Source organism: Armatimonadota bacterium, from assembly GCA_039679645.1.
Classification (GTDB): domain Bacteria; phylum Armatimonadota; class UBA5829; order UBA5829; family UBA5829; genus UBA5829.
On record JBDKUO010000053.1, the window covers coordinates 21539 to 46374 of the forward strand.

General features: G+C 50.6%; 18 protein-coding genes and 1 riboswitch. Of the genes, 11 read left to right on the forward strand and 7 right to left on the reverse strand.

Features of this window, described 5'->3' with window-relative positions:
• Window positions 1–11 precede the first annotated feature (11 nt).
• From ABFD83_10870 to ABFD83_10890, 5 genes are all read left to right on the forward strand, one after another.
• Window positions 12–2318, forward strand: a complete 2307-nt coding sequence (locus tag ABFD83_10870) for a glycoside hydrolase family 2 TIM barrel-domain containing protein (GenBank protein ID MEN6357570.1) — start codon at window positions 12–14, stop codon at window positions 2316–2318.
• A gap of 75 nt (window positions 2319–2393) precedes the next feature.
• Window positions 2394–3233 (forward strand): M48 family metallopeptidase, encoded by an 840-nt coding sequence (locus ABFD83_10875; GenBank protein ID MEN6357571.1) that lies wholly within the window; start codon window positions 2394–2396, stop codon window positions 3231–3233.
• A gap of 125 nt (window positions 3234–3358) precedes the next feature.
• On the forward strand, window positions 3359–4219 hold the full coding sequence (locus ABFD83_10880; GenBank protein ID MEN6357572.1) for a methyltransferase domain-containing protein: 861 nt from the start codon (window positions 3359–3361) through the stop codon (window positions 4217–4219).
• 113 nt (window positions 4220–4332) lie between these two features.
• Complete coding sequence (gene hydF, locus ABFD83_10885; GenBank protein ID MEN6357573.1) at window positions 4333–5601, forward strand: [FeFe] hydrogenase H-cluster maturation GTPase HydF; 1269 nt, start codon at window positions 4333–4335, stop codon at window positions 5599–5601.
• A gap of 82 nt (window positions 5602–5683) precedes the next feature.
• Window positions 5684–6217, forward strand: a complete 534-nt coding sequence (locus ABFD83_10890; protein MEN6357574.1) for a hypothetical protein — start codon at window positions 5684–5686, stop codon at window positions 6215–6217.
• Window positions 6218–6285: 68 nt separating this feature from the next.
• On the opposite strand, the gene ABFD83_10895 is transcribed toward ABFD83_10890, so the two are convergent.
• Window positions 6286–6846 carry a sigma-70 family RNA polymerase sigma factor gene (locus tag ABFD83_10895; protein ID MEN6357575.1) on the reverse strand — a complete coding sequence of 187 codons (561 nt, stop codon included), beginning with the start codon at window positions 6844–6846 and terminating at the stop codon, window positions 6286–6288.
• A 209-nt stretch (window positions 6847–7055) separates the two neighbouring features.
• On the opposite strand from ABFD83_10895, the gene ABFD83_10900 reads away from it, so the two are divergent.
• Window positions 7056–8033 carry a HEAT repeat domain-containing protein gene (locus ABFD83_10900; protein MEN6357576.1) on the forward strand — a complete coding sequence of 326 codons (978 nt, stop codon included), beginning with the start codon at window positions 7056–7058 and terminating at the stop codon, window positions 8031–8033.
• A 23-nt stretch (window positions 8034–8056) separates the two neighbouring features.
• On the opposite strand, the gene ABFD83_10905 is transcribed toward ABFD83_10900, so the two are convergent.
• The 3 genes from ABFD83_10905 to ABFD83_10915 form a co-directional block, all read right to left on the reverse strand.
• Window positions 8057–10924 (reverse strand): glycoside hydrolase family 38 C-terminal domain-containing protein, encoded by a 2868-nt coding sequence (locus ABFD83_10905; GenBank protein ID MEN6357577.1) that lies wholly within the window; start codon window positions 10922–10924, stop codon window positions 8057–8059.
• 10 nt (window positions 10925–10934) lie between these two features.
• A complete protein-coding gene (locus ABFD83_10910; GenBank protein ID MEN6357578.1) occupies window positions 10935–11768 on the reverse strand; it encodes a TlyA family RNA methyltransferase in 834 nt (277 codons plus the stop codon).
• Window positions 11769–11854: 86 nt separating this feature from the next.
• Window positions 11855–15004: a PAS domain S-box protein gene (locus ABFD83_10915; GenBank protein ID MEN6357579.1), complete on the reverse strand. Its 3150-nt coding sequence runs from the start codon at window positions 15002–15004 to the stop codon at window positions 11855–11857.
• 185 nt (window positions 15005–15189) lie between these two features.
• On the opposite strand from ABFD83_10915, the gene ABFD83_10920 reads away from it, so the two are divergent.
• The gene (locus tag ABFD83_10920; protein MEN6357580.1) at window positions 15190–16257 is read left to right on the forward strand and encodes a mannose-1-phosphate guanylyltransferase; all 1068 of its coding nucleotides are present in this window, start codon (window positions 15190–15192) and stop codon (window positions 16255–16257) included.
• Between the two features lie 237 nt (window positions 16258–16494).
• A complete protein-coding gene (locus tag ABFD83_10925; GenBank protein ID MEN6357581.1) occupies window positions 16495–16929 on the forward strand; it encodes a GNAT family N-acetyltransferase in 435 nt (144 codons plus the stop codon).
• Between the two features lie 10 nt (window positions 16930–16939).
• Here ABFD83_10925 and queG read toward each other — a convergent pair whose 3' ends face one another.
• Window positions 16940–17881, reverse strand: a complete 942-nt coding sequence (queG, locus tag ABFD83_10930; GenBank protein ID MEN6357582.1) for a tRNA epoxyqueuosine(34) reductase QueG — start codon at window positions 17879–17881, stop codon at window positions 16940–16942.
• Between the two features lie 204 nt (window positions 17882–18085).
• Here queG and ABFD83_10935 point away from each other — a divergent pair, with 204 nt between their 5' ends.
• Both ABFD83_10935 and ABFD83_10940 read left to right on the forward strand, forming a co-directional pair.
• Window positions 18086–19246, forward strand: a complete 1161-nt coding sequence (locus ABFD83_10935) for a sensor histidine kinase (GenBank protein MEN6357583.1) — start codon at window positions 18086–18088, stop codon at window positions 19244–19246.
• Window positions 19247–19601: 355 nt separating this feature from the next.
• Window positions 19602–20696, forward strand: coding sequence for a hypothetical protein (locus tag ABFD83_10940; protein ID MEN6357584.1), 1095 nt, complete (start codon window positions 19602–19604; stop codon window positions 20694–20696).
• Here ABFD83_10940 and ABFD83_10945 read toward each other — a convergent pair.
• Entirely contained in the window at window positions 20664–21740 is a 1077-nt protein-coding gene (locus ABFD83_10945) for a uroporphyrinogen decarboxylase family protein (GenBank protein MEN6357585.1), read from the reverse strand. The genes ABFD83_10940 and ABFD83_10945 overlap by 33 nt on opposite strands.
• A 10-nt stretch (window positions 21741–21750) precedes the next feature.
• Window positions 21751–23649: a family 10 glycosylhydrolase gene (locus tag ABFD83_10950; GenBank protein MEN6357586.1), complete on the reverse strand. Its 1899-nt coding sequence runs from the start codon at window positions 23647–23649 to the stop codon at window positions 21751–21753.
• Window positions 23650–23774: 125 nt separating this feature from the next.
• Window positions 23775–23887: riboswitch (TPP riboswitch) on the forward strand.
• 93 nt (window positions 23888–23980) lie between these two features.
• Here ABFD83_10950 and ABFD83_10955 point away from each other — a divergent pair.
• Window positions 23981–24763, forward strand: a complete 783-nt coding sequence (locus ABFD83_10955; protein MEN6357587.1) for a sulfide-dependent adenosine diphosphate thiazole synthase — start codon at window positions 23981–23983, stop codon at window positions 24761–24763.
• Window positions 24764–24836: the final 73 nt, after the last annotated feature.

Here is a 24836-nt window from a genome sequence, read left to right on the forward strand (position 1 = left end):
AGGTGATAAAAATGGCTGACAGACAACGCACCAGGATTAGTTCAGACTGGATGTTTTACAAAGGCTGCATCCAGGACGCAAACGAGCGCGACTTCAACGATAAAGACTGGCAGAGTGTAGACCTGCCTCACGACTACAGCATCGAAGGCCCCCCAGATAGTAACAACTACTCCTGGGGCGGCTATCTTTCCAAAGGTCCCGGCTGGTATCGCAAATATCTTCCCTCCATCCCCGATGACGGCCGTAGGGTCTATGTAGAGTTCGAGGGTGTCTTCAAAAACAGCACCGTCTGGGTCAACGGCGCCAGAGTCCATACGCATCCTTGGGGCTACACCGGTTTTGTGATTGATATTACTGATGCCCTAAAGCATGACGGCAAGCCGGAAGTTGTCAGTGTCTTTATCGATGTCGATAATACAAAAATTGTGACTGATCCGGGCAATGAGGGCTGGTGGTATGAGGGCTGCGGGATATACCGCCACGTCTGGCTGATATCCACCAATCCCGTGCATGTGGACAAATGGGGCACGTTCGTCACCACACCCAAGGTCGATAAGCAACATGCGCTTGTAAATGCAAAGACCACTCTTAGAAATGACACTCAATCCGAACAGCGTGTGACCCTTCAGACAACCCTGCTCGATCCTAGCGGCAGCACGATCACGATAATGTCGAGTGACGGCGTCATATCTTCCGGGTCGACAATAGACATCGACCAGAACGCAGATATAGACAGTCCGACTCTGTGGTCAGTAAATGACCCGACGTTATATTCAGTCCAGTCAAAGGTGATTCTCTCCGGTGAAGAGGTAGATACCTATACCACCGAGTTCGGTATCCGCTGGTTCGAGTTTACACCGGACAAGGGCTTCTTCCTAAATGGCGAGCACATCCAGCTCAGGGGAATGGACATCCATGCCGACTGCGGCGGCCTCGGTATGGCTCTGCCGGACCGGGTCAACTACAAGACAATCGAGATAATGAAACAGATGGGGTGCAACTTCCTGCGCTCGTCGCATCACGATGCCTCTCCGTCACTTATGGAGGCGTGCGACAGGCTTGGAATGCTCGTGTGGGCTGAGACCAGATACCTCGAAGAATCCAAGACACCCGTCCCGGCGCTCATAGACCTTATCCACCGTAACCGCAACCACTCGAGCATAATCTGCTGGGGCCTGGCCAATACGGCTGGCAGCGAAGATGACACCCTCACCAACTGCCTGAAAGTCCTGAACGAGGTTGCTCACGCGCAGGACCCGACCCGTCCCACGGCATTCGGCTGTGAGGGTAACACAGACGCCAATGCGAACGGCTTTGCGTTTGTAACTGATATTATGGGCTACAACGGCGGGGGCATGGGTATCGATGACCGTGACCATCAGCTCTACCCGGATCGTAAGATGCTTATCAGCGAATTTTCTTCCGGTCATGGCGCGCGCGGAGTCTATGAAGAGATTCCATCCGGCATAGTCAGCAAGGTCACATATGGAGATGGCCGGGTTGTCGAATGCGACGGCAAATACACCAGCATCTATGATCTCTGCACGCAGTTCGAAAAAGAATGGACTCACATAGCCGAGCGCCCTTGGCTTGCCGGAGGCGCAATGTGGTCGGGCTTCGAGTATTACGGTGAGACAATAGGCTGGCCGACAATCACCAGCCAGTTCGGCGTCCTCGACATATGCCGCTTCCCCAAGGACACATACTATTATTTCCTGCAAGAGTGGACTGATGAGCCTATGGTGCATATTTTTCCACACTGGACATGGCCGGGCAAAGAGGGTCAGGTTATCGATGTCTGGGGCTACACTAACTGCGACAGCGTCCGCCTTTCCTTAAACGGCAAGCCCCTGGGTGAAATTCCGCGCAAGCCTCTCAGCCATATAGAGTGGAAAGTGCCGTATGAGCCTGGAGTGCTTATGGCTGAGGGTATCATCGATGGCAAAGTGGCCTGCACACAGGAGACAAGAACGGCGAGCGAGCCTGCACAGATTCATATGAGCGTCGACCGCACGAGCATCTCCGCCGACGGCATGGACGTAAGCTTCGTTACCATAAGCATTTATGACCGCGACGACATCTTTGTCCCGACTGCCGGCAGTCTTATAGATATACAGGTCACCGGTCAAGGCAGGCTTATAGGTCTGAGTTCAGGTGATCCCGGCAGCCATGAGAGCCCGAAAGGCTCCAGAGCAAAAGTATTCAACGGCTTGCTGCTCGCTATTGTTCAAAGTAATGTCGAGTCTGGTTCTATAAATGTAACTGCGACTTCAAACGGACTGGAGTCTGGGCGCATTGTTATAACTGCTGAGCCATAAAGAAGGAATACAGACCCATTTGCTGTAAGAATCACTCATGATATTTATCAAAATAGGATTTGGGAGGGTCTGTATATGAACGTTTCGGCAAATCTGATCGATAAACTGCGTGATCCAAAAGAAAAGTCGGCATTTACGTGGCTGATGGTATGTTCCATTCCGATTTGGGTATTGTTTATTGCTTGGACCATTATCAGCTTCGGCGGGTTTTTGCTGATAGTCGGATTTATTGTGCTGATCCGCTTTCTGGCTGAATTATTCGCGGTGGCGTATATTAAGTCAAACGCGATAGAGGTAAGTGAGAACCAGATTCCGGGTGTATATGAGGCTGCCCGTGCATGCTGTGAAAAACTTGGCTGTAATCAACCTGTCGTTTATGTAATGCAAGATAGTTTGTGGAACGCCTTTGCCATGAAGCTGGCAGGCAGGCGAATGGTTGTATTGCTCTCAGGAGCTATTGATTCGCTGCTGCTTAAGGGCGATATGCGTCAGGTGACATGGCTTGTCGGTCATGAGATCGGCCACCATGCAGCAGGGCACCTGGATTTCTGGTCAAAAACTGCGGAGTTCGGCGCATGGCTGCCATGGTTGTTGTTGTGGTATAAACGCCGCTGCGAGCTCACATGCGACAGAATCGGCCTGTATTGCACTGGTGATCCGACAGCATGCCTTACGGCTTTGGCTAATCTGTCTGTCGGCGCTCAGCTTGCTCCTTGTGTGAACATCAATGAAGCAATAGCTCAATGGCATCGCCATCAGCATGAGGTATATGTTCGGTATCGTACAATATACTCCACTCATCCGCCTCATCTTTGGCGTATGGAAGAAATGGCGAAGGCAGCAGCGGTGATGGGTATGTTTGCAAGCGCGTCAAACAACTCACCTGCTTCTGAGCCGCAACCACCTACAGCCTAAAAACCGCTATCTTTGATTTGATGGGCCGGGGAATCTTTCTCCGGTCCCCATTGGCCGGAATCCTTCCGGCATAGCGCCGCCAACTGAATGAGTTCACTACACAAACGCATATCGGAGTCACAAGTATGCAAACAGATTTCAATAGAGAAATATCCTGGTGGGATGCTAAAGCATCTAAAGAAGAATCAGATATGGCGGATGAATCGATCAATCGAGTGTTGCGCTGGCGCGAGATTGAGCGTCATCTTGATGGAGTGAAAAGCATTCTCGATATTGGAGCAGCTACGGGTGTATTTTCAATTCCCCTTGCGAGGCGAGGGTTCAAGGTTACTCATCTTGATTTCTCGCCGGCAATGCTTGAGATAGCAAGATTGAAAGCCGATGGCATCAAGAACATTGAGTTTGTTGAAGCCAATTCAAATAATCTACCATATGCAGATCGATCATTTGATCTGGTTATCAACATGGACGGTGCGATTTCTTTTTGCGGTTCAGATGCGAATAGAGCTTTAGCAGAAGCATGTCGGGTAACAGGAAAAGTACTTATTATATCCGTGTCGAATCGCGCAGCTATGATACCGGGTTGGATCAGAACAAGTATCAATTCGTTCAGCCGCTTTATACCGGCAGTAAAAGAGATGCTTGAAAACGGATTATGGCATCAGGATCAATTTCCTGAAAATGCAATATTGTCGAAAGGCTGCACAATGGGCTATCTCGGAACCATGAAAGCATTTCTGCCTGATGAATTAAGAACCGTCCTAGAATCACAGCATATGGAAATCACCAGGCTCGGAGGAATCGGTTCACTTGCCTGCCTATGTGGCGATGAAGCTGTAAAACGTATTACTTCTGACCATAATCTCCTGTCAGAGTTCGCCGATATGTGCGAGTATTATGATAAGTATATTATGCCGGAAGGCCCAGGCACATGGCAGCGTGCGGGACTTATTGCAGTCGCCACACCTTCAGCACGAAGCCACTAATGAAAGTGCAAAAATTGGAATACTATCAGGTCTTGTTAGTTCTCGACTTGGCCGATCCCGAAATCGCAAACGTGCTACAATAGAATGTAGTAAAGGTATTTCGAGGACAAGCCATGACCAGTCTAAACCAGACCCCTTCAGGCGAGAGGGTCCACATATCCATATTCGGCAGGCGCAACTCAGGCAAATCCAGCCTGATAAACGCTCTTACCAACCAGTCTCTGGCGATTGTATCCGATGTCGCAGGTACCACGACCGATCCCGTCTCCAAGTCTATGGAGATACTTCCAATAGGTCCTGTGGTTGTGACCGACACAGCCGGTATAGACGATGTCGGTGACCTGGGCAAAAAGCGTGTCGAAAAGACCCTTCGCGTGCTCGAAAATACTGATCTAGCCGTGCTGATTATCGAGAGTGGCACCCAGCCCGGAGAGTGGGAAGAGGATATAGTCCGGCGTATCAAAGATCGCGACGTCCCGCTGGTCATCTGCGCCAACAAGACAGATATCACCCCAGACTTTTCCTCCGTAAAGAAATGGGCGACTGGCCGCAGCGCCATGTTTGTGCCCGTCAGCGCAGCCACACGCGAGGGTATCGAGCAGCTAAAGGGCGCACTGGTGCAAATCTCGCCAATCGCGATTTCCGAACCGACTATAATCGGCGACCTGATCACCGGTGGGGACATAGTCGTGCTGGTGGTCCCGATAGACAAGGCTGCGCCAAAGGGTAGGCTGATATTGCCGCAGGTGATGACCATCCGTGACGCTCTCGATCATGACGCCATAGCTGTCACGGTGAAAGAACGCGAGCTGTACGAGTGCCTGCGGAGCCTCGGGCGCAAACCCAAGCTTGTTATTACCGACTCCCAGGTATTCCTCAAAGTGGACGCCGATACACCCAAGGATATCTGGATGACCAGTTTTTCTATCCTCATGGCCAGGTATAAGGGTGATTTGGCTGGTTTTGTCGAGGGTGCTCGTGCGATAGATTATCTCAAGATTGGCAGCCGCGTGCTTATATCCGAGGGCTGCACCCATCACCAGCAGGCTGACGATATCGGCAAAGTGCAGATCCCAAGGTGGCTGAGGCAGATGGTAGGCGGTGAGCTGGACTTCGGCTTTGCTTCGGGCAAAGACTTTCCGCCTGATGTGGACAGCTATGACCTTATCGTCCACTGTGGCGGCTGCATGCTAAACCCCCGCGAGATGCGATATCGCCAACGGGTAGCCTCCGAAGCCGGAGTGCCAATGACCAACTACGGCGTGCTCCTCGCCAAAGTCCACGGCATATTAGAGCGCGCCCTGCAGCCGTTTCCACTTGCTCGACTTGCCCTGGAAGAGTCCGATGACGGCCATGATTTCAGGATGGAACGGACGATCTGACACGTTTCAAGCGGCGCTTATATAGGTAAGAAGTACGTGTTAGCGGCCTGCATATCGCTGATCGATTGGAGGGCATGCGGAGATGAAAGGGTGGCTTTACTTGGCGCTGTGTGCGGGGATGTTCGCCGCGCCGGGTATGATATGTGCTCAGATTATCACGCCCGAGTCGCTTGGTTTTGAGTACTCGCTGACAGTAGGCGCGTCGTTTTCGGTCAATGGCGATGTGGAAAATTCAACCAGCCCTATGGTCGGCATAGCATGGTATGGACCTGCATCGGACGCATTCGGCGACAATGCTGCGTTTGGGCTCTCCGGCGATTGGATCGGTATCAAGACTAACGCCGACAAGGACGTTTCACTCGTGCCGGTGATGTTCAATTATAAGCGATACGGGCACTTTGGTCCTTATAGAATATTCACGAACCTGGGCGTCGGGGTTCTGGCTGCTACGGACGATATCCCCGAGATGCTCATTGATGAGGGAGCAAATTTCGGATGGACTGGAGGGTTTGGGATCGATCTCACGAACCAGTTGTTTGGTCAGTTCAGGTTCATCGCGGGCAGTCATACCGGCCAGGATGGCCTGTCTACTGTCCAACTCGGGTATCGGTTCTAAAACTTAATAGCGTGCACCGTTATTGCCAACAATAAGACGGGGCGCCGTCAGTGCCGGCGCCCTGTTGTTTATTCCGCTATATCCAGTACATGCCTTATTCTCTCAATTCCAAGTCGATATCTGGCATATATAGTGTTGGCCGACACTCCCACCATCTCGGCTATCTCTTTGAACGTCATCTGATGAAGGATCCTCAGCACAATGACCTCGCGCTGCTCCACACTCAAGTCAGAGAACGCATCACGAATTGATATGATAGTGGCTGATGTGCGCCTGTCCTGTGGCACGCATGCAGTCGCCAGGTCTGTGCAAATAGCATCGTGCAGCGATTCAGAGCGTTTCCTTCGCCTGAGAATGCTGTATGCGGCGTTGCGTGTGGCGGAGAAGAGATATGCGTTCACATTGCGTACCTCTCCAAAGCGCTTCCAGCCTTTTGCGATCCGTGCGAAAACTTCCTGCACGGCGTCCTGCGCGTCTTCAATTGAGCCGGTAAGAGCCAGCGCATAGCGAAACAGCGACTGGGCGTATTTATCATGCACTGCCCGCAGCCATATTTCAATGGCGTCATCTTTCTTGCGCAGCCTGCCCGTCCTGTTCAAATCAAAAATTTGTGTCATTCGGTCGTTCACAGCTATCTCCCATAATATATGACGCCATAAATAGCAGTTTTGTTGTTTACTTGGAGCTTTTTTTTATGTCATGTGCTATATTACGCTATGCAGCAATTCAAAAAATATATAATAATTAGTCGTATATAGGCAAGATAACGCCTTGTTGTTGGTTAATATGAGGTATAATAACGTAATATTTATGTCTGTCGTCTAAGGAGGTATTAATTATGCGTTGTGCCTGCCATATTGTAGTTGTTGCGTTTTGTCTGATCACAGCCCTGAGTTCGTCTTCTTGTGCGCTCTTGGCTGCGCAGGATGGTGATCTGAACTACACACCGGATGATATTCAAAGCACACCAGCGGAGAATTTTCTGGAATGGATGGCGAACCCTGAGCCGGGATATCAGAGATTTGCCGCGATGAATGCTCTCGCCAAGAAGGCAAAGCTGAGCGATCAAAAGAATCGCTGGAACATACTCAGTCTTGTCACATCAGCTATGTATGACACCACCCGCTCTATAAATCAGCGATTTCAATGCTGCTATGTGATCAGCCTCAGCGGTGATGAAGCCTGGGTGCCGAACCTGGCGTATGTTTTACTCAAAGACTTATCGCCTACTATGCGCTCAGTGGCGGCTGAAGCTCTGGGGAGCTTTCGGCATAACACGGCAGCTCGAAATGCTTTAACTCAAGCCTCCAGGCAGGAAACTGACAAAAATGCACTTGAGGTGATTAATCGCTGTCTGGCCGAAGGCGATGCTGAGTATACATCTGAGCAGATAAAGAGCACATCGGTGGAGACATTCCTGGAGCGGATAGAGAAACCCGAACCCGGATATCAAAAATTCTCCGCTATGCGCGCCCTTGGCCGGAAAGCCAAAGAGAGCGATTCCAATGCCCGCTGGTCTATTATCAGCCGGGCAATCTCAGTAATTAATGATACTTCTCGCACCGTAAATCTGCGATTTCAATGCTGCTATGTAATCAGTATTAGCGGAGATGAACGCGGGGTGCCGTGCCTTATCGATATTTTAAATAAAGACCCTTTGTTTAATATGCGTACAGTGGCTGCCGAGGCATTGGGCACGTACAAAACCAGCTCCGAGGCTCGCAACGCACTGGTGCAGGCATCCAGCAAGGAGACGAACCAGAGCGTGCTGGACGTGATAAACCGTGTTCTGGGCAAGACTAACTCAACAGATTAGTATGCATCGTGTTATTGGGCAGGTTAACTCAGCTTTACAGTTACCTGCCCATATTTTGGAGTGTATACGCTGAGAATATCGCCCTCCAATTTCGCCGTGTTTTTTTCCAGCGGACGTTCGAGTATATCGGTTTCCACAGCCCGCGTGCCCTGCTTGATGATATCGCTCAGTCTGATTTTTGCCTCGGTATCTTTTCCTTCTACTTCGAAGAGTCGAATCACAAGCCCATCTGAGTCTTCGACTTTTTTAATTGCCGAAACAAACACATTCGGAGTCAGCACTTGGGCAAAACTCTTTTCGGATGGCAGCTCACCGCCATGGACAGTCTCACTGATAATCGACATATAAGAGTTAAACTCTTCGCTGGCGCGTGTGGCCTGCGTTACATCGCATGGCCCCTGGTGAGCAATTACGCCGAATCTTATCTTATGGTCGCCTACTTCCGGAATCGGGTCAGGGTCATAAGTAGTTCTGATAAGAGTGAGGCGCAGTGTATCATCGACGCACGAGTGACCATATTTGCAGTCGTTGACCAGCGTGATCCCATGTTTTTCGTCGGAGAGGTCAGCCCACTTATGAGCCGGTATTTCCTGAACGCTCTGAACCCGCCTCTGGCTGCCGAATGGTATCTCGTATGTCGGTATGCCGTCAGTCACATTCACAGGGAAGCTTGCGCGCAGCATCGTAACGCCGGTCTGTGGGGTGCATATCTCGGCCCACCTCGACTCTATGTTAAAATCTACCATCCTGGAATCAGTATTCAGCCCGATCTCTACACTGATCCGCGAGCCGCCGTAAGTATGCTCTGTCTTCATGCACACACGGTTAGGTCCGCGCTGTGTGACTTTAGTCTGGCCGTTTGCGAGCGGAGTAATTTTCGTAAACTGTCCTATGGTCCAAGCGGACGCGCCCCTGTGAGCCTCATTGCAGATTTCCAGAAGGCCCATGAGCTTTCCCTCGGGCACGTAATCGAACCCGGTGCTCTTATCGATCATATGCTTGATCGCACCTGTAGCCAGATCGATCTCGACCCTCAGGTGCTCGTTTTCCATAATAGTACCATCACTGAGCTCGATAATCGTGCTCTCCGTCCCCTCAGGCAAATACTTGTTAATCTTTGCCTCATCGTTAGCTGACGGTAAGTCATGAACTATCTCTTCATTACCGAGCAACATATAGTCATAAATCGCATAGGTCTTGTAACCAAGAGCAGGCACATTTGCCTTGAACGCGATAGTCACAAAATCGTGATGGCGGAACCAGCCCCTCTCGATCACCTGCCCGCGCATCTCATTTCCGCCCGAGTCCCGCACGACCACATTCTCGTCCTTGAGCGGTTTGTCCCATACCCTTACAAAGACAACTTCCGACCGAGGCCATGGCTTTGCATTGTAGACAATAATAGGCTCAGCGCCGGGAGAACCCGCCCCGCGCGAGCTTACTCCTCCTTGTATGACCGGGTCGCCCGCTCCCGCACCCAGACCGTCGCCCAAACCAGAGCCGTCATAGCCGATATCTACAAATGATGTGTCGATCTGTTTGGCAAGCTCACGCAGAGCATTTGTCCGGGCATTGTCGGCCACAGCCCTTATATCCTGAAAGAGCCCCTGCGAATACTCATAAGTAGCATGAATGCCGGAACCGGGCAATACGTCGTGAAACTGGTTAAAGAGTGCGTTTCGCCAAGCGGTACGCAGGTTTTCGGAAGGGTAGTCCACATCGCAAAATGCCCCGGCAATTACGGACGCAGTCTCAGCCTCAGGCAATATAATTTCGCTGATCCGGTTGGCGCGCTTGATATTACTCTGGGATGTGTAGCAGCCCTCAAACGTAAAATTGAGATCGGCATCAACAACCGGCAGATCGGGTTTGGCGTTCTCTATCGCGCTGAAGTATGTGTCATATGTGCTCAGCTTAACCGTTGGGAATATAGGCCAGTCTTTAATCTCCATATATTTGCGGAGGTCGCGCCTGGTCGGCCCTCCGCCATGATCGCCCACACCGTAAACATACAGATAGTCCTTTAGTCCGGTGTCGCTTACATATTTTGCAAAGAGCGGGACAATTACAGCCGTGTCGAGGTCGCCGCTGTACGAGACATCTTTCTCATGGAATACGGTGATCTCAGAGCCATCGGGCGAGCGCCATTTGAAGAGACATGGTCCGGGGCCTGTTCGGAATATATAGCACCGGCTGATACCGCCGCGGCAGAGGATCGACGGAACGCTCCACGCCTGGCCGAATGTATCCGGCGACCAGTCGATTTTCACATGCTCAGGCTCAAAGCCGAATGTTTCTTTGAAGTAGCTGCGAGTATAGAGCAACTGCCGGCACAACGATTCACCCGAGACCAGATTCCTGTCGCTTTCTACCCAAGAGCTTGCCGTCACTTCCCACCGGCCTTCCTTTACGCGCCTCTTTATCATCTCGAATATCTTTGGGCAGTAGCGCTCCATCGCAATATATAAGGCCGCCTGGCTCTGCGAGAAATGAAAGTCGGGAAATTCATCCATCAGGGTGTTTACGGTTGTAAACGTATCGCGCGCCACACTTACAGTCTCCGGCCAGTCCCACAGGTAGTTCATATCAATGTGCGCATGACCGCACAGGTGCATAGTATAGCCTTTGGCTGTTTTGCCGATTGGAGCCATAATCTGCTCCGCTTCACCGACGACCTTGCCGGGATCGAAGCCTCCGTCTGATGCTAGAGCCTTCTCAACGTGCTCTACGGCCTCGGCTATAAGCGCCTCCCACTCGCTTTTACCTAAAGCCTTGGCGAAAGCAGCGGCAAACTCAGTTTCCGATCTAAACCGCTCAATCGGTCCGACTGCCGCTTTCAGACTGTGGCTAAGTTTACTATTTAGAATATCCAGCTTCTTTTGAAATGACATCGTCTCCAGCCTACTTACTAAATATCTCGAGCTTTAAGACCTCGTTTACAGCGTTATCTATACTCTCATCAATCTCAGTTTCAGTCAACCGCGTGTTTTGGCATATATCAGGGTTCAGGGAGACCATAATGAAGAATTCGCGAGCACCCTTGTTGCCTGTTACATGGCTGTGAGAGATACCCGTGACGCAATAGTCCAGGCCATTTACATAGTCCGCGAGGTCTCGCAAAAGCTCTCTGTAAATATCCGGGTCATCGATTACGCCCGTTCTGCGGATATTGCTGTCCGCCACTTCAAAGAGTGGCTTTACCAGGCAGATTAGGTCTCCATGCCCATACAAGATTTCGGCAAAGATAGGTATGGCCTTTTTGAGTGACAGGTATGACAGGTCCACTGTCGCCAGGCTCGGCCTTGGGTCAAGGTCTTTGAGCGGGGGATCGCTGATGTTCACTTTCTCCATCGCAACCACCCTTGGGTCCACTTGCAGCTTGCCCGCAAGCCGCCCAAACCCGACATCCACCGCATAGACTTTTTGAGCTCCATGCTGGAGCAGACAATCCGTGAATCCTCCTGTAGAGGCTCCGGCGTCTATTGCTACTACGCCGCTTACATCCACATGAAAATCGCTCAAAGCCCCTTCGAGCTTAAGACCGCCCTTTCCGACGTATCTCTGGTCTATACCTTTTACAACTATATCATCTGTGATCTTAACAAGCTGGCCGGGCTTGTCTATTCTCATTCCATTGGCATAGACATTCCCGGTCATCACCCACATCTGGGCTGTTTTTCTGTCCTCTACCAGCCCTCGTTCTATCAGCAGTGTCCAAATCGGCGCTTTCTTCATTATTCAACTCGCATAACAATTCTTAGGGACATGTTACTCTTTTTGTGTGGTTAGTCCTCTTCAGGGAAAGGGGTTATCAGTTGAGGCTATCTACATGTTCGCACTACAACAACGACCTGATCATCGGTTTGCGCGCCTCCGGACCTTTCCTGCACAGTACCGGCTACATAGTCAAGCAATTCCTGCGCGGTTGTGCACGGCGCACGTTTTACCGCTTCAATCAGGCGATCGTAACCAAATCGATCTCCATCGTACGGAGTATCTATCAATCCGTCCGTGTAACAGAATAGAAATTCATCGCTGCCGAGGTGTATCTGAGTGGTGTTATAATCGGCGTTGCGTTCGATGCCCAGAATGATTCCATTAGGACATATCTCGCGAATGCGGCGCGTATTGCGGCAGAGTATCAATGGGCATTCATGCCCGGCATTTACGTATTTCATGAGGCATCTTTTTGGATCGATCAGGGCGTAGAACATGGTTACGAATGTGAACTCGCTCATATATGTCCAGAGCGCATAGTTGAGATTTGTCATCACAAAACCGGGGTCGGGATTTTGCCTTGCGAACCCTCTGAGCATATACTTTGCCTCAGCCGTGTGTATAGCCGCATCCAGCCCTTTTCCCGACACATCACCCACGATTACGCCTACCCCTACGTCTCCAAAGTCGATAATGTCAAAGAAATCTCCCCCGACCTCTACGTCGCCCTTGGCAGGGAGATATGAGGTGGCCGTATCCTGACCGGGCATGCTGATTCCTTCCGGTATGAGGCTGCGCTGAAGTGTCTCTGCAATTCTCGTTTGTCTTTTGTAAAGCGCGGCATTGGTAAGGGCTGCCGACGCATGGCTTGCAACCTCGCTCATAAACCAGAAGTCTTCATCATCAAACGGCCTCTCAGCCTTTGTTCGGCTGCTGGCGAATACACCGAACAACTCTCCTTCAACATATATGGGGACGGACATCGGAGATTTTATGCCTGTTCTTTGCGCAAATTCTACAGTCTTTGGTGATTTCAGCATAAGATCGGGAAAAATTTCCGGTCGAAACTCTCCTTCGCTAAATATATCACGGATTGTAATTCCGATCTCTTCAAAAGCATCGTGCACTTTGCTTTCGAGATCTTTGTCTGCGCTGTAAATCCCCAGATGATGCAAGAGCCCTGTATCATGGTCGAGTTCCAGCATTGAGCACACGCAATTAAGTTGACTTGCCGTTAATTTGACTGCAGTAGATATGATCTTGTTTATATCCAGCGTCGAAATGAACACCTGGCTCATGTCAACAAGAGCCGCTATGAGATGGGCATGCCTTGTTTCATACTCAACTGCTTCCACCTGTTCGGTGATATCCAGCCCTACACCATCAAAGTAGAGTAGATTGCCTTCGGCGTCAAACCTGGGTGTAATTTGTCCTCTGACCCAGCGTTCGTGACCTGCAGGATTATTTATTTTGAATTCTACGGTTTCCGAAGTCTTCTTTTCGCTTGCCTTGATTATGGTCTTGCGCAATTTTTCCACGTCTTGCCTGGAGAGAAAGCTTGCCCATATATCACTATTGCCTATTAATTCTTCTCTGGAGAGCCCGGTCCAGTTGTTGATCTGCCCGCCAATTGTCAATATTCGCATATCGGCACTTATTCGCAGTATAACCGCGTCTATATTTTCTACAAGGTTACGGAGTTTATCTTCACTTTCTCGAAGAGCCTCTTCATCACGTTTTCTTTGTGTGATGTCTCTGAAAAGGACCAGATCGGCAGGTTTGCCTTCATAAGTTATCAGGCCTGCGTTAACTTCAAGGTCAATCTTGCTTCCATCTGCCGCCGCCAATTGCACTTCATATATTTGAGGAACGCTTTCGCCCTCCATCCTCCGCGCATATCGGTCTTGCAGAATGGCAATGTTTTTAGAGGTAAGGCTATGGGTAAACTCTATGCCGATTAGTTCCTCCACAGAGTAGCCAAGCATCTGGGCGAACCGTTCGTTTGTAAACTTAACAACATAATCTTGAATGACAGCGATCCCGTCATTTGAGCGTTCAACCAGATTTCGGTATTTTTCTTCACTCTCCCGCAGAGCCTGCTCGTCGTGTTTTCTTTGTGTGATGTCTCTGAATATTACCAGATCGGCTGGTTTGCCTTCGTAAGTTATCAATCCGGCATTTACTTCAACATCGACTTTGCTGCCATCTGAGCTTGTCAGTTGCACTTCATATATCTGAGGGATCTTCTCGTCCGCCATCCTCCGCGCATAACGGTCTCGCAGTGTGGCAGCATCTTCGGAGGTTATGCAATGAACGAATTCGTCGCCGATTAGTTGCTCTACAGAGTAGCCAACCATCTCGGCAAAGCGTTCATTCACAAATTTATATACTAAATCCTGCACGACGACTATTCCATCACTGGAACGCTCTACCAGATTGCGGTATTTTTCTTCACTTTCGCGCAAAGCTTGCTCAGTAAGCTTTCTCTGTGTTATATCCGTAAGAACCGCATAGAAACCTATCGGTTCGTTGTCAGACACGTAAAGAGCATTTGTAGACACACTCACATTTCTTATCTGACCATCCTTGCGCACCAGGCGCAGCTCGCCCTGCCATGGCTCGGTCATCATTTTCGGCAATATGTCCCGTTCAAACCATTCAATATCATCTTGCGGTATGATCTCTTTTATCTCAACGAGCATGGCTTCCTCTACTGACATACACCCGATCAAAGTCGCATATGCTTGATTGCAATAGATCATCCGACCATTGGACGCGCGCAGGCTTACAGGTGTCGGAGCCTGATCAAGAAGCTGCTTATATTGCATCAGCCGTTCGGAGGGCATTTCAGCGGAGGCATCTGAGACAATGCCCATTACATGATAGAACTCTGCGTCTTTAGCCGCGACAGCCGAGACTCTGATCCATTTCATTTGCCCGGTCTTGTGGAATATGCGGTACACTTCATTGAGTGGTCTACTAACAGCCATGCGTGCAAATGCCTTTCGAACGCGATTATCGTCGGCAGGATGCACTATGTCCAGCCACAGTCCCGGATCGGAACTCAACTCTTCAGGATCATATCCTATGAGCGCCGCAACGCCTCTACCAACAGATAATGAACAAATCTCGCCATCTGCAACTTGTGCAGTAAACAGATTATCAGGAAACTCATCAACAGCCTTGCGCAAAAGTATCTCGCGCTCGTTGTTTGGAAGCTTGTCCATATTATGTTGATTGCTGTGTCTATCCATAGTTCATATCTCTTTACCCAGTTGAAACGGACATGCATTGTTTAATGGGTATTTTTAGGCAAGAGGAGGATTGAGAAGAATGGCCAAAAAGTATATATATAGGGTGCGGAGGTTGGTTTTGTCGCGGGGTAAGGATTTCCTGCTAAACCTCCAACTATTAACTTAGGTATTACCAGGAGGGAAATATGTACGCTGCAATAATAGCAGGCGGATCGGGCACGAGGTTGTGGCCGAGTTCGCGTCAGGATAAACCCAAACAATTTCACAAGCTTTATGGTGACAATACTCTTCTGCAGGAGACCGTCAGGCGCCTGGACCCGCTCGTAGAAAAAGACAATGTCTACGTAATCGCAGGCAGATCGCATGAGAATATCGTCAAGGAACAGTTGCCGTGGCTTGCCGAGGGCAGATATGTCGGGGAGCCTATGGGTAAGAACACCGCCCCTGCAATAGGCGTAATCGCAACGCTCATCAGCCGCAAGGACCCTAACGCGGTAATACTGGTCACTCCTGCCGACCACATTATTACCAAGGAGAAGCATTTCCGAAGACTGCTTGAAGTGGCAGAGCAGGTGGCATCCGAAGGGCCGAACGTGGTCACAATAGGGATCAAGCCGACTTCCCCTGCGACCGGCTACGGCTATATCCAGATGGCCGAGTCAAAACGAACTATCGATGATGTGGATGTACACCCGGCAATGAGCTTCAAGGAGAAGCCGGATCTAAAGACGGCGGAAGAATATGTGTCGAGCTGGCACTATGTCTGGAACAGCGGTATGTTCATATGGTCAGCAAAGACCATTATGGACCTCTATCGAGACCATGCCCCTGATATCTACAAGCTGCTGATCCGCTATGACGGCGCTATTGGCACACCCGACGAATCCAAAGTCTTCGATGAGATATATGACGCATTTCCGAGCATCTCAGTCGACTATGCCATACTCGAACATGCGCCCAATATCACCGTCATACCTGCCTCCATAGGCTGGAGCGATCTGGGGAGTTGGACATCTCTTTATGAGATCACGGACAAGGACGAGGACGGCAATGCAGTAGTAGGCGATCATGTAGGTGTGGATACACACAATTGCCTGATCCATTCAGAGCGCCTGATTGCGACAGTGGGGCTGGACAATATGGTGATTGTAGATACGGGTGATGCCGTGCTTATCCTTCCCAGCGGCCGTTCTCAAGATATCAAGGCCCTGCTCGACGAGCTCAAGAAACAGGGCAAAACAAAGTATTTGTGATTGAGTAATTTATATTGATTATTTACTTAAGCGCGGCGTTATCTAAGTAAGTTACGGCAAACGATATGCATTATCACTTCTCCCTCTCCCCCTTGGCGGGAGAGGGTTGGGGTGAGGGGGAATACAAGCCGGTAATGTCAGATGTAAATATCAAATACAAAATACCACATACCACATAATAAATTTGTCTGATGGTCCGGGGTTTTAATCCCGTATATGCAGCATAAGGACCGAAATATGAGCCTGATTATAAGAGAATGTGAGCCTGCTGATCTGCATGCTTTGCAGCATTTGTATGAGCAGTTGATGGATGACGGCACTTCATATGATGAACTGTGCCGCGGTTTTGAGACAATGCAAAAGTGTGCTGATTGCGCGGTATATGTGGCAGCGGATGACGGCAACGTAGTCGGCACTTTCGTGCTCTATCTTCTTCCTAATATGACCCATCACGGACGTATGGCGGCAGTGCTTGAGAATATCGTTGTCGACAGCGCATATCGGAGAAAGGGCGTTGGACGTGCCATGCTTGAGTATGCCAGGGAGCTTGCCGTCCAGAATGGCTGCTACAAGCTCTCTCTCACATCAAATGCAGCCCGGACAGGCGCACATTGTTTTTATGAAGAGTGTGGTATGATCAGGCACGGCATCAGTTTTCGCTACGTGCTGTAGATTTACCATCTCATTCGGGGTCAGGATTTCCGGATCCTGACCCGGCAATCTTTTGCAGTGACCACTTCGCATATTCACGCAGGATTGCGCTCTCGCCATCCAAGACTTTTTCCAGAGCCGATATAGACTCTTCGCATCCAAGATTTCCTGCGGCGATTATAGCATTACGCCTGATCCGAGTGCGCCCGATCCAGCCTATTGATGATCTCTTCACTCTCTCTCGGAAGTCTCTTGAACTCATGCTGATTAGCGGAATCAGCTCAGGATTAGCTCTAGGAAACATATCTTCAGCGAATTCAGGGGCAGATGCCTTAACACCTGCATTATGCGGGCAGACCTCCTGACATCTGTCGCATCCGTAGATACTGTTGCCCATAGCCTTCCTGATCTCGACCGGTATTATCCCGCCCGACTGAGTGACCGCCGACAGACACCTGCCTCTGTCAATCACACCCGGCGCAATTATCGCTTTCATAGGACATGCGCGCATGCACTCATTACATGAATCGCAGAGGTCGGTCTCGCAGGGCTCAGTTGTGGGCAGCGTGATATCGGTCACTATCTCACCAAGTGCGGCGTAAGAGCCACAGCCCTCGACAAACACATTTGCATTCTTAGCCCGGCTGGCTATTCCACTTAGTAATGCCAGCTTTCTTTCCGGCAGTGGAGATGTGTCAACGCATATTTGTGTTTGTGCAGCGGGATGTTCAGTCTTTATTTGATCGACCAGATATGCAAGCTTGGTTCGCAGGACATCATGGTAGTCCGCACCTCGAGCGATCCGTGCCACCAACCCGCGAGGACCATCGTCTGAAACAGTCCTCTCCGGCGGCATATAGCATATAGCAGTAGTCACAACCGACTTGGCCCATGCAAAAGATGTATGTACCTCATCAATTGCCGAAGCCACTCCCAAAGCCGCCAGTCCAAGCCCGCTTACCGATTTGCGCAAATCATTTATCATCACACAACTATAATATCAAATTTTATCTACAGGAGGGGCTGCCTGTCACGGCGAATTACTAACTAAGTAAATCACGGTTAACGATTTGCTCTCCCATTTTCCTAGTGTCCGAAGGGACACTTCGTGTTTTTGTGGCCGTGACTTCAGTCGCATGGTGCTCAGCATATTGGAATTGAGGAATCGGGTAGTTATATGCGCAAAACAAGACAAAGCCCGGAGGTCGTGGCGCTCAAGGTAATCTGGCCGGCCCTGCTCTTTGCAGTGGTATGGCTGCAGTTTGCCGAAACTCGCCGACATCTGCCCGTAGACAGCCGATATGGCTATATCCTCCTGGGACTGATCGCAGCAATGATGATCTACCGCGCCAAGATCGCTCTGGCGCGTCCCAATGCTCGCGTGCTCCGATACATGCCCATATTAGACGCAGTTCTTCTCGCCCTCACGATTCGATGCACCGGAGGGGTCAAGAGCGAGTTATGGCTCTTTTACTATTTCATGCTTATCGCCGGAGCTATGGACCCGCGCATCGGCACTATCGAGCTTATCGCTCCACTTGTTTTGATCTCATATATAGGCGCTACCATCCCTCGATTCAGCGCCTGGGATTGGCAGATAATCGAGATTGTAGGCATCAGGCTTCTGTTCTTGTTTTTGGCTAGCCTGCTCACCAGACAGATATCTATAGCCAGGGGCAGGCTATCGGATGAGATATCCAGCCTCAACGAACAGCTCACACTTTCGCAGGAGCGAAACCGTATCGCGCGTGAGATTCACGACGGTGTCGGCCATTCTCTAGTCAACTGCATTCTGACACTGGAACTGTGCGAGAGACTGGTCCGCAAGGACCCCGAGGAGGCCGGCAAGATTATTTCTCAAGAGATGGAGGACCTGCGCTCAGCGCTGGATGAGATGCGCGATTACGTTCATCATCTGCGCCCCGCTGAGATAGAAAACGAGCCTCTGAGCAAGCTCATTCGGAAGTATATAACCCGTTTTGCCGACCGCACAGGTCTTACGGCCAACATAAAAGAAGCAGGCAGTATAGACCTTGCGCCATCGTCTCGGCTGGTGCTCTTGCGGATCATACAGGAGGCTCTCACCAACTCGGTCAAGCATTCAGACGCTACACGGGTGGATGTAAACCTGGCGCGGACGGGCGATGGCGGGGTTCACTGCGTAATTTCAGATGACGGCTGCGGTTTCGATGAGAAAGCAGTGCTGGATGACCCGGCAAGCCGCCAGGGTTTTGGCCTGAGGACCATGAAAGACCGCGCAGCGAGTGTGCGCGGCGACGTCCAGATAGAATCCGAACCAGGCGAGGGGACGCGCATCAGCGTATACGTGCCGGGATAGAGAGCGATAACCGTAATAGATTATTGTTCGGATGCGATATCTGATCGCGTCCGAAACAAAAATCCCGCAATTTCGATTGCGAAAACAGACTGCGGAACCGCGAATGATTTTGACTTAGTCATTCCGAGCCCCTAGTAGGGGTTGCCTACTTGTTTCGATTAGAAAAACATCTGTATGCGAACCGTTTGTTTGTCATTCGCACATAGTTTTCTTTGGAGCTATAATCCGAATTGCAGTTCAATTTTATTAATGTAGCTGCAATTCGGATTAGTCGAGGAATCTGCTGTTTAGTCCCCGAAGGGGACTTCGTATGTTTGTTGCCGCGAATATATTAGCAGGACGGCAGGAGATTTCGATGATATCAGACAATCTATGCACACCATATAAAACAGGCAGGCTGGTAGTCGAGCCGTCTCTCGTTCCGGGCAGATTCGACAGCCACTTCGTTGACGCGCCGTATGTCTTCAAATGGGGCGATAAATACTATATGACATTTATCGGCTGGGACTCAATCGGCTACAGGACCGGCCTTGCCACCAGCTACGATCTTCTCAACTGGACAAACGAGGGCATGATAATCGACCGTGGCCCTGCCGGTTCGCCAACAGAGTATAACGTCGCTCTTACGTGGATATTGCGTGACAATGATCTGTTTGGTGACGGCAGTCTGAGGCAGGTCGAGGGCAGGTTCCTGGGCACATATCATGCCTATCCTAATCCGGGTATGGAGGAAGGCTCGGCCTCTATCGGTCTTTGCTGGAGCGATGACCTGCGAAACTGGCAGCTCGACGATCCGTTTCTTCATTGCGATGATCCTGATGCGGGTGATTGGGAGAGAGGCGGGCTGTATAAGTCGTGCATCCTCGAACATGACGGCGTCTATTATATGTTTTACAATGCCAAGCAGCGTATTCAACATCCATGGAATGAGCAGACAGGTCTGGTCACTTCACCAGACTTGAAGCGCTGGACAAGAGCAGCAAATCACCCGGTGCTCGCCAACGGTGGCCCAGGTTCACCCGATGAGATATTTGCATCTGACCCCTGTGTGCTAAGGATGGAAGACAAGTGGGTTATGTTCTATTTCGGTCTGGCCTCAGATGGTCATGCCCGCGAGTGCGCTGCTCTTTCAGACGATCTTATTCATTGGGAGAAAATCGATAAGCCGATGATCGATATCGGATCGCCGGGTGAGATAGATTCAACTCATGCCCACAAACCTTCTGTTATCTCGCGTAATGGTGTGCTAATCGATGTCGGCTTACCGGGTGAGGTAGACTCGACACATGCAGCCAAACCATCGATGGTTTCCTGCGATGGCGTGCTATATCACTTCTACTGCGCCACCGCACCGGCTGAAGAGGGTTCCATGGGTGAGATAGACTACCCTGAGCGCAGAGGAATAGCCTTGGCGACTTCAGTAGTGGTTTCGCCTATACCGTCCGACTGATTGAGCGGTTTCGTACATTGCAACCACATTATCCGTTGGCGAGTTATCCTGTAATGCGTGAGTCGGAGCGAAGCAATAGTCTCCTCCCGGCATCATAATTTCCAGTGTGTGTTTGCAATTATCTACAACATCCTCAACGCTTCCATAAGCCACCGGTCCTGCAGTGCTGATGCAGCCATGGAATGCAAGTCGAGAGCCGAATTTCTCTTTCAGATACTCGGGAGCCATATTCGCGGCCTCCGGCTGAAGTGTATCGACGACATCCACTCCCATCTCGATAAAGTCTTCAAAAGCCCAACTGCTCGATCCGCAGCTGTGCAACATCACTTTTGCCCCATATGCCTTCGCCACATCGATAAACGGCTGGTGGCGCGGGCGAATGTGTTTGCGAAACAGCTCCAGGCTGATAAGTTGCGAGTTTTGTGTTCCGAGATCATCGCCCAGATAAATCATATCTATGTCGCCTTCGGCTGCCTCAAACGATCTACGGATTATCTCGAGATATATCTCTAATCTCCTGTCGGTATATAGAAGACCGGCCTCATCGTCTGTCATAAGGTCGACCAGAGTCTGTTCCATAGTCCGGATCATACCTGTGGAGTTGATTACGTCAGGGTGGTAACTCAATGTTACACACTTGCCTTGATGCTGTCCGCAAGCATCACGGATATACGAGTAATCGAAGTCGTCCGGCGAGGGCATCGGCCATTTCGCCACCTCTTCGACAGACGCATATTGCAGAGGGAAATCGCAGTAGTCCCAGTATCCGCCGCTCTCGTGTTCTATCCACTTCGTGCGGATACCCAGACATGGATCGACTCTGCGCCCAGGCACTTCAGGATGCAGACGCGGCCCGATGTATGGTGCGCTCAGATATCGGAAATCCACGCTGAGCGCTTGCAATAGACCCTCTGTGTCATCTATTGAAAGGTTGAAGTGCTCTTTGAGTCTGCTGTCGATACCCGCATTCGCCAAGTAGTCAATTGGGACTCTGTCAGGCTCATTATGAGCTATTGCCATAAGTACACGTTCTTTTGAAGTCATAACCGATCCCTTAGTTAAATACTATGGTTCCGAACCTGTCAGGGCTGTGAAAAGTGCCGTAGGGCACGGCCCATGTAAGGTATTCCATTGCGCCTGACGTTGTGCGATTTCGAGTAAGGTTAAGCGCCCACTTTGTGCCCGTAACCGGAGTGCTCACTTCAAAGGTCTTGAATGGTATAACCATTTCCACGCTATATCCGTCAGCGCTGGTTTGCGCGGCTGATTTCCATTCACCATTCCAGCCCGGGTTAAAGACCTTCTGGTCGAACTGCGTTCCCAGAGTATTTGTCGAGAGGTGATAATACGTGCGCTTCTCGTTTGTCGGGTCGACGAATACTTCCACCGAGTCATCATAAAATGTTGGGCTGTCGCGTTTGGTCACAGCCGCCTGGAGCTTGTCGATCAGCGGTTCGGCTGCCTGGAATGCTACGTAGAGATTATCGTTATCATATGTCAGCATAGCGGCCGTCTCGACTGGCGCACAATTGCCTTCATTTGTGTAATCGAGCCTGACCTTTGCCGCATTGCCCCATGCGCCATCATCGAGTTTGCCGTCTATAGTCACCGGCTTATCCGTCCTTGGGATATCGACAGTCGGCAGAGAGATGACATTTGCAGGTATCTTCAATGGCGGGTCAGTCGGCGATATATAGGGCTTATATCTCTTTATGTAATCCGCATAGTTTGCCAGAGCAGACGCGCGCGACGAGTAATACTGCCTCAGCGCATAGTCTTTTGTGTTTGCAGCTAAATTGCACAGCAGCGCGCACTTTCCTGACGGGTCTCTAAAGGGCAGCGCCGCCGGTGATTTATACGCGCCCTGCCCAAGAGCTGAGGCGAGAGCGTCAGTATAATATGACGATGCAAACAGAGACTCGCCGCCCGCCATGAGCTGCCGAGCAATTCCGATCTGGCCAATGCTTTGCTCGGGCTTGTCCTTTTGCATGTGCAGCCCAATCCCCGGCGCAACGAGTGTTCTGTATCCGACCGCGCCCATCTGATCCGTCACCAACTGAGTAAAGGTGGTGTCATTTGTCGTGTAAGCCATTGGCGTAATGAAATCTACCCATCCGTTGTCTGCCCAGTTCTGCCAGTTCTGCATCAGGTTAAGCCTGGCTGTCACCGGATCGGAACCGACTGCAGCAGATATCTTTACATGCGGCTTCAAGGCCCGCGTTTGCATGGCGATTCTCTGGACGTATGAGTTGACCTGCCTCTCTCTGAACTTGTTCCAGAGGATTTGATTTGTTGATAGCCGATCGATACTGATCGGGTCTATCCCGTATTGTTGCTCAAACGCACATCTTGCCGTAGGGTTGTATCCGTATGGAGTAGGGGACTGCACCTCGTAGCGTATATAGTCCAGATGCAGCCCGTCGATGTCATACTTCGTGACCAGCTCGGCAAAAAGGCCGGCAAGAAAGTCTCTTGCGGCGGGGATATCCGGGCTGATCCACAGGCCTCCGTTAGCTGAAAGCTCCTCACTGTATTTGCTGAGCATCACCCAGTCCGGGTGAGCCGTGAGGATCGCGCCCCTGTCCTTGGTATAGCCTGCGCGAAAGACCCATACCCAGGGGTGGACCTCCATCCCAAGCCTGTGAGCCTCTTCAATCATAGGCGGCAGCGGGTCAACTGCATTTGCAAAACGCGGGTCGCGCGCCAGCAGTTTTGTAGGGTACGCCGCATAGCCCCTGGCTATCACTTCAGGAAAGAGAACATTTATATTTGCCTTATGATATGTCCGCACAAGCTCTCTTATGCCCGAATCAGTCTTGGGTATGGCATCAGCATTGACCCAAATCCCTCTAATCTCAACTGCCGGGTCTATACACTTATAATCAGCCGCCTCTGATGCCCATACGGTGAACGGTATAATTGCGATCAGAGCAGATATAATCCATTTGAACATAACATAACCTCCGTGCTTGCAGCCAATATATCAACATTGAGTCGAGTAGTCAATGAGTCTGGAGGCACATATTATACTGGAGATTCCGGGTTGTCAAGCTGCTTTTGCCGTGATATCATAGTCCCGTAAACCGCTGGGGGTGCTGGTAGAGCAGCTGAGAGAAGCGGCGTAATGACGCTTCATCCCTTTGAACCTGATCCGGGTAATGCCGGCGTAGGAAACGCGGAAGTCTCCTTTGGAAGACCTCACGTTAGCGCGTAATCGCGCATGCTCACCTTCTGCCGCCCAAGTATATCATCCGTCGTTTGACGGACCATTGGGGGTAACTCAAATGATCGAAAACATCTCAGACCTGGAAGTATCGCGGCTGATTATGCGCGACTACTTCGCCATGCTCGAAGACTCTCTCGAGTCAGACGTGATAATAGTCGGCGGCGGGCCGAGCGGCCTTGTAGCGGCCTATACGCTTGCCGAGCAGGGCAAGAAAGTCACCATTATGGAGAAGCGCCTCTCGCCGGGCGGCGGAATCTGGGGAGGCGGTAAAGGTTTCAACAGAGTCATTCTCGAACCGGACGTGCGTGACATTCTCCGTGAAATCGACGTTGAAGCAAAAGAACATGACGGCTACCTGGTGGTCTCATCAGTCCTGCTCGCTTCAGCTCTCATTAAGAAGGCCATCGAGAGCGGCGTAACGCTTCTCAATCTTTTTACGATAGAGGATGTCTACTTTGATGAGGACCGTGCTCTGGCGGGGGTCGTCGCAAATGATACGGGGTATAAGATGATGAATCTTCCCGTCGATCCCCTCACCTTTAGGAGCAAGCTCGTGATGGACAGCACTGGGCACGAAGCGATTGTGCTCAATTTCCTAGCCAAGCGGGGAATAGTCCAGATCAAGGGTGAGGACACAATGAACGCTCAGATGGGCGAAAACGGCGTCGTCGATGGCACGCGTGAAGTTTATCCAGGCTTGATTATCACAGGCATGGCCTGCGCGCAGTTCTTCGGCACATCCCGAATGGGCCCGATCTTCGGCGGCATGCTGCTCTCTGGTAAGAAAGCAGCGGATATCGCTATGAAGAAACTTGCCGGTGAGGGAGTAGGTGTGAATTAGTTACCGTCTCTAAAAATTGACATTCGCCCTCTGCTGTGCTAGCATAAATCGACTTTTTCATGCGTACAGCAGG

Bases quoted from the DNA above. Each gene is read 5' to 3' on its own strand.
- ABFD83_10870 (MEN6357570.1), top strand. From the start codon at position 12: ATGGCTGACAGACAACGCACCAGGATTAGTTCAGACTGGATGTTTTAC.
- ABFD83_10875 (MEN6357571.1), top strand. From the start codon at position 2,394: ATGAACGTTTCGGCAAATCTGATCGATAAACTGCGTGATCCAAAAGAA.
- ABFD83_10880 (MEN6357572.1), top strand. From the start codon at position 3,359: ATGCAAACAGATTTCAATAGAGAAATATCCTGGTGGGATGCTAAAGCA.
- hydF (MEN6357573.1), top strand. From the start codon at position 4,333: ATGACCAGTCTAAACCAGACCCCTTCAGGCGAGAGGGTCCACATATCC.
- ABFD83_10890 (MEN6357574.1), top strand. From the start codon at position 5,684: ATGAAAGGGTGGCTTTACTTGGCGCTGTGTGCGGGGATGTTCGCCGCG.
- ABFD83_10900 (MEN6357576.1), top strand. From the start codon at position 7,056: ATGCGTTGTGCCTGCCATATTGTAGTTGTTGCGTTTTGTCTGATCACA.
- ABFD83_10905 (MEN6357577.1), bottom strand. From the start codon at position 10,924: ATGTCATTTCAAAAGAAGCTGGATATTCTAAATAGTAAACTTAGCCAC.
- ABFD83_10910 (MEN6357578.1), bottom strand. From the start codon at position 11,768: ATGAAGAAAGCGCCGATTTGGACACTGCTGATAGAACGAGGGCTGGTA.
- ABFD83_10915 (MEN6357579.1), bottom strand. From the start codon at position 15,004: ATGGATAGACACAGCAATCAACATAATATGGACAAGCTTCCAAACAAC.
- ABFD83_10920 (MEN6357580.1), top strand. From the start codon at position 15,190: ATGTACGCTGCAATAATAGCAGGCGGATCGGGCACGAGGTTGTGGCCG.
- ABFD83_10925 (MEN6357581.1), top strand. From the start codon at position 16,495: ATGAGCCTGATTATAAGAGAATGTGAGCCTGCTGATCTGCATGCTTTG.
- ABFD83_10935 (MEN6357583.1), top strand. From the start codon at position 18,086: ATGCGCAAAACAAGACAAAGCCCGGAGGTCGTGGCGCTCAAGGTAATC.
- ABFD83_10940 (MEN6357584.1), top strand. From the start codon at position 19,602: ATGATATCAGACAATCTATGCACACCATATAAAACAGGCAGGCTGGTA.
- ABFD83_10945 (MEN6357585.1), bottom strand. From the start codon at position 21,740: ATGACTTCAAAAGAACGTGTACTTATGGCAATAGCTCATAATGAGCCT.
- ABFD83_10950 (MEN6357586.1), bottom strand. From the start codon at position 23,649: ATGTTCAAATGGATTATATCTGCTCTGATCGCAATTATACCGTTCACC.
- ABFD83_10955 (MEN6357587.1), top strand. From the start codon at position 23,981: ATGATCGAAAACATCTCAGACCTGGAAGTATCGCGGCTGATTATGCGC.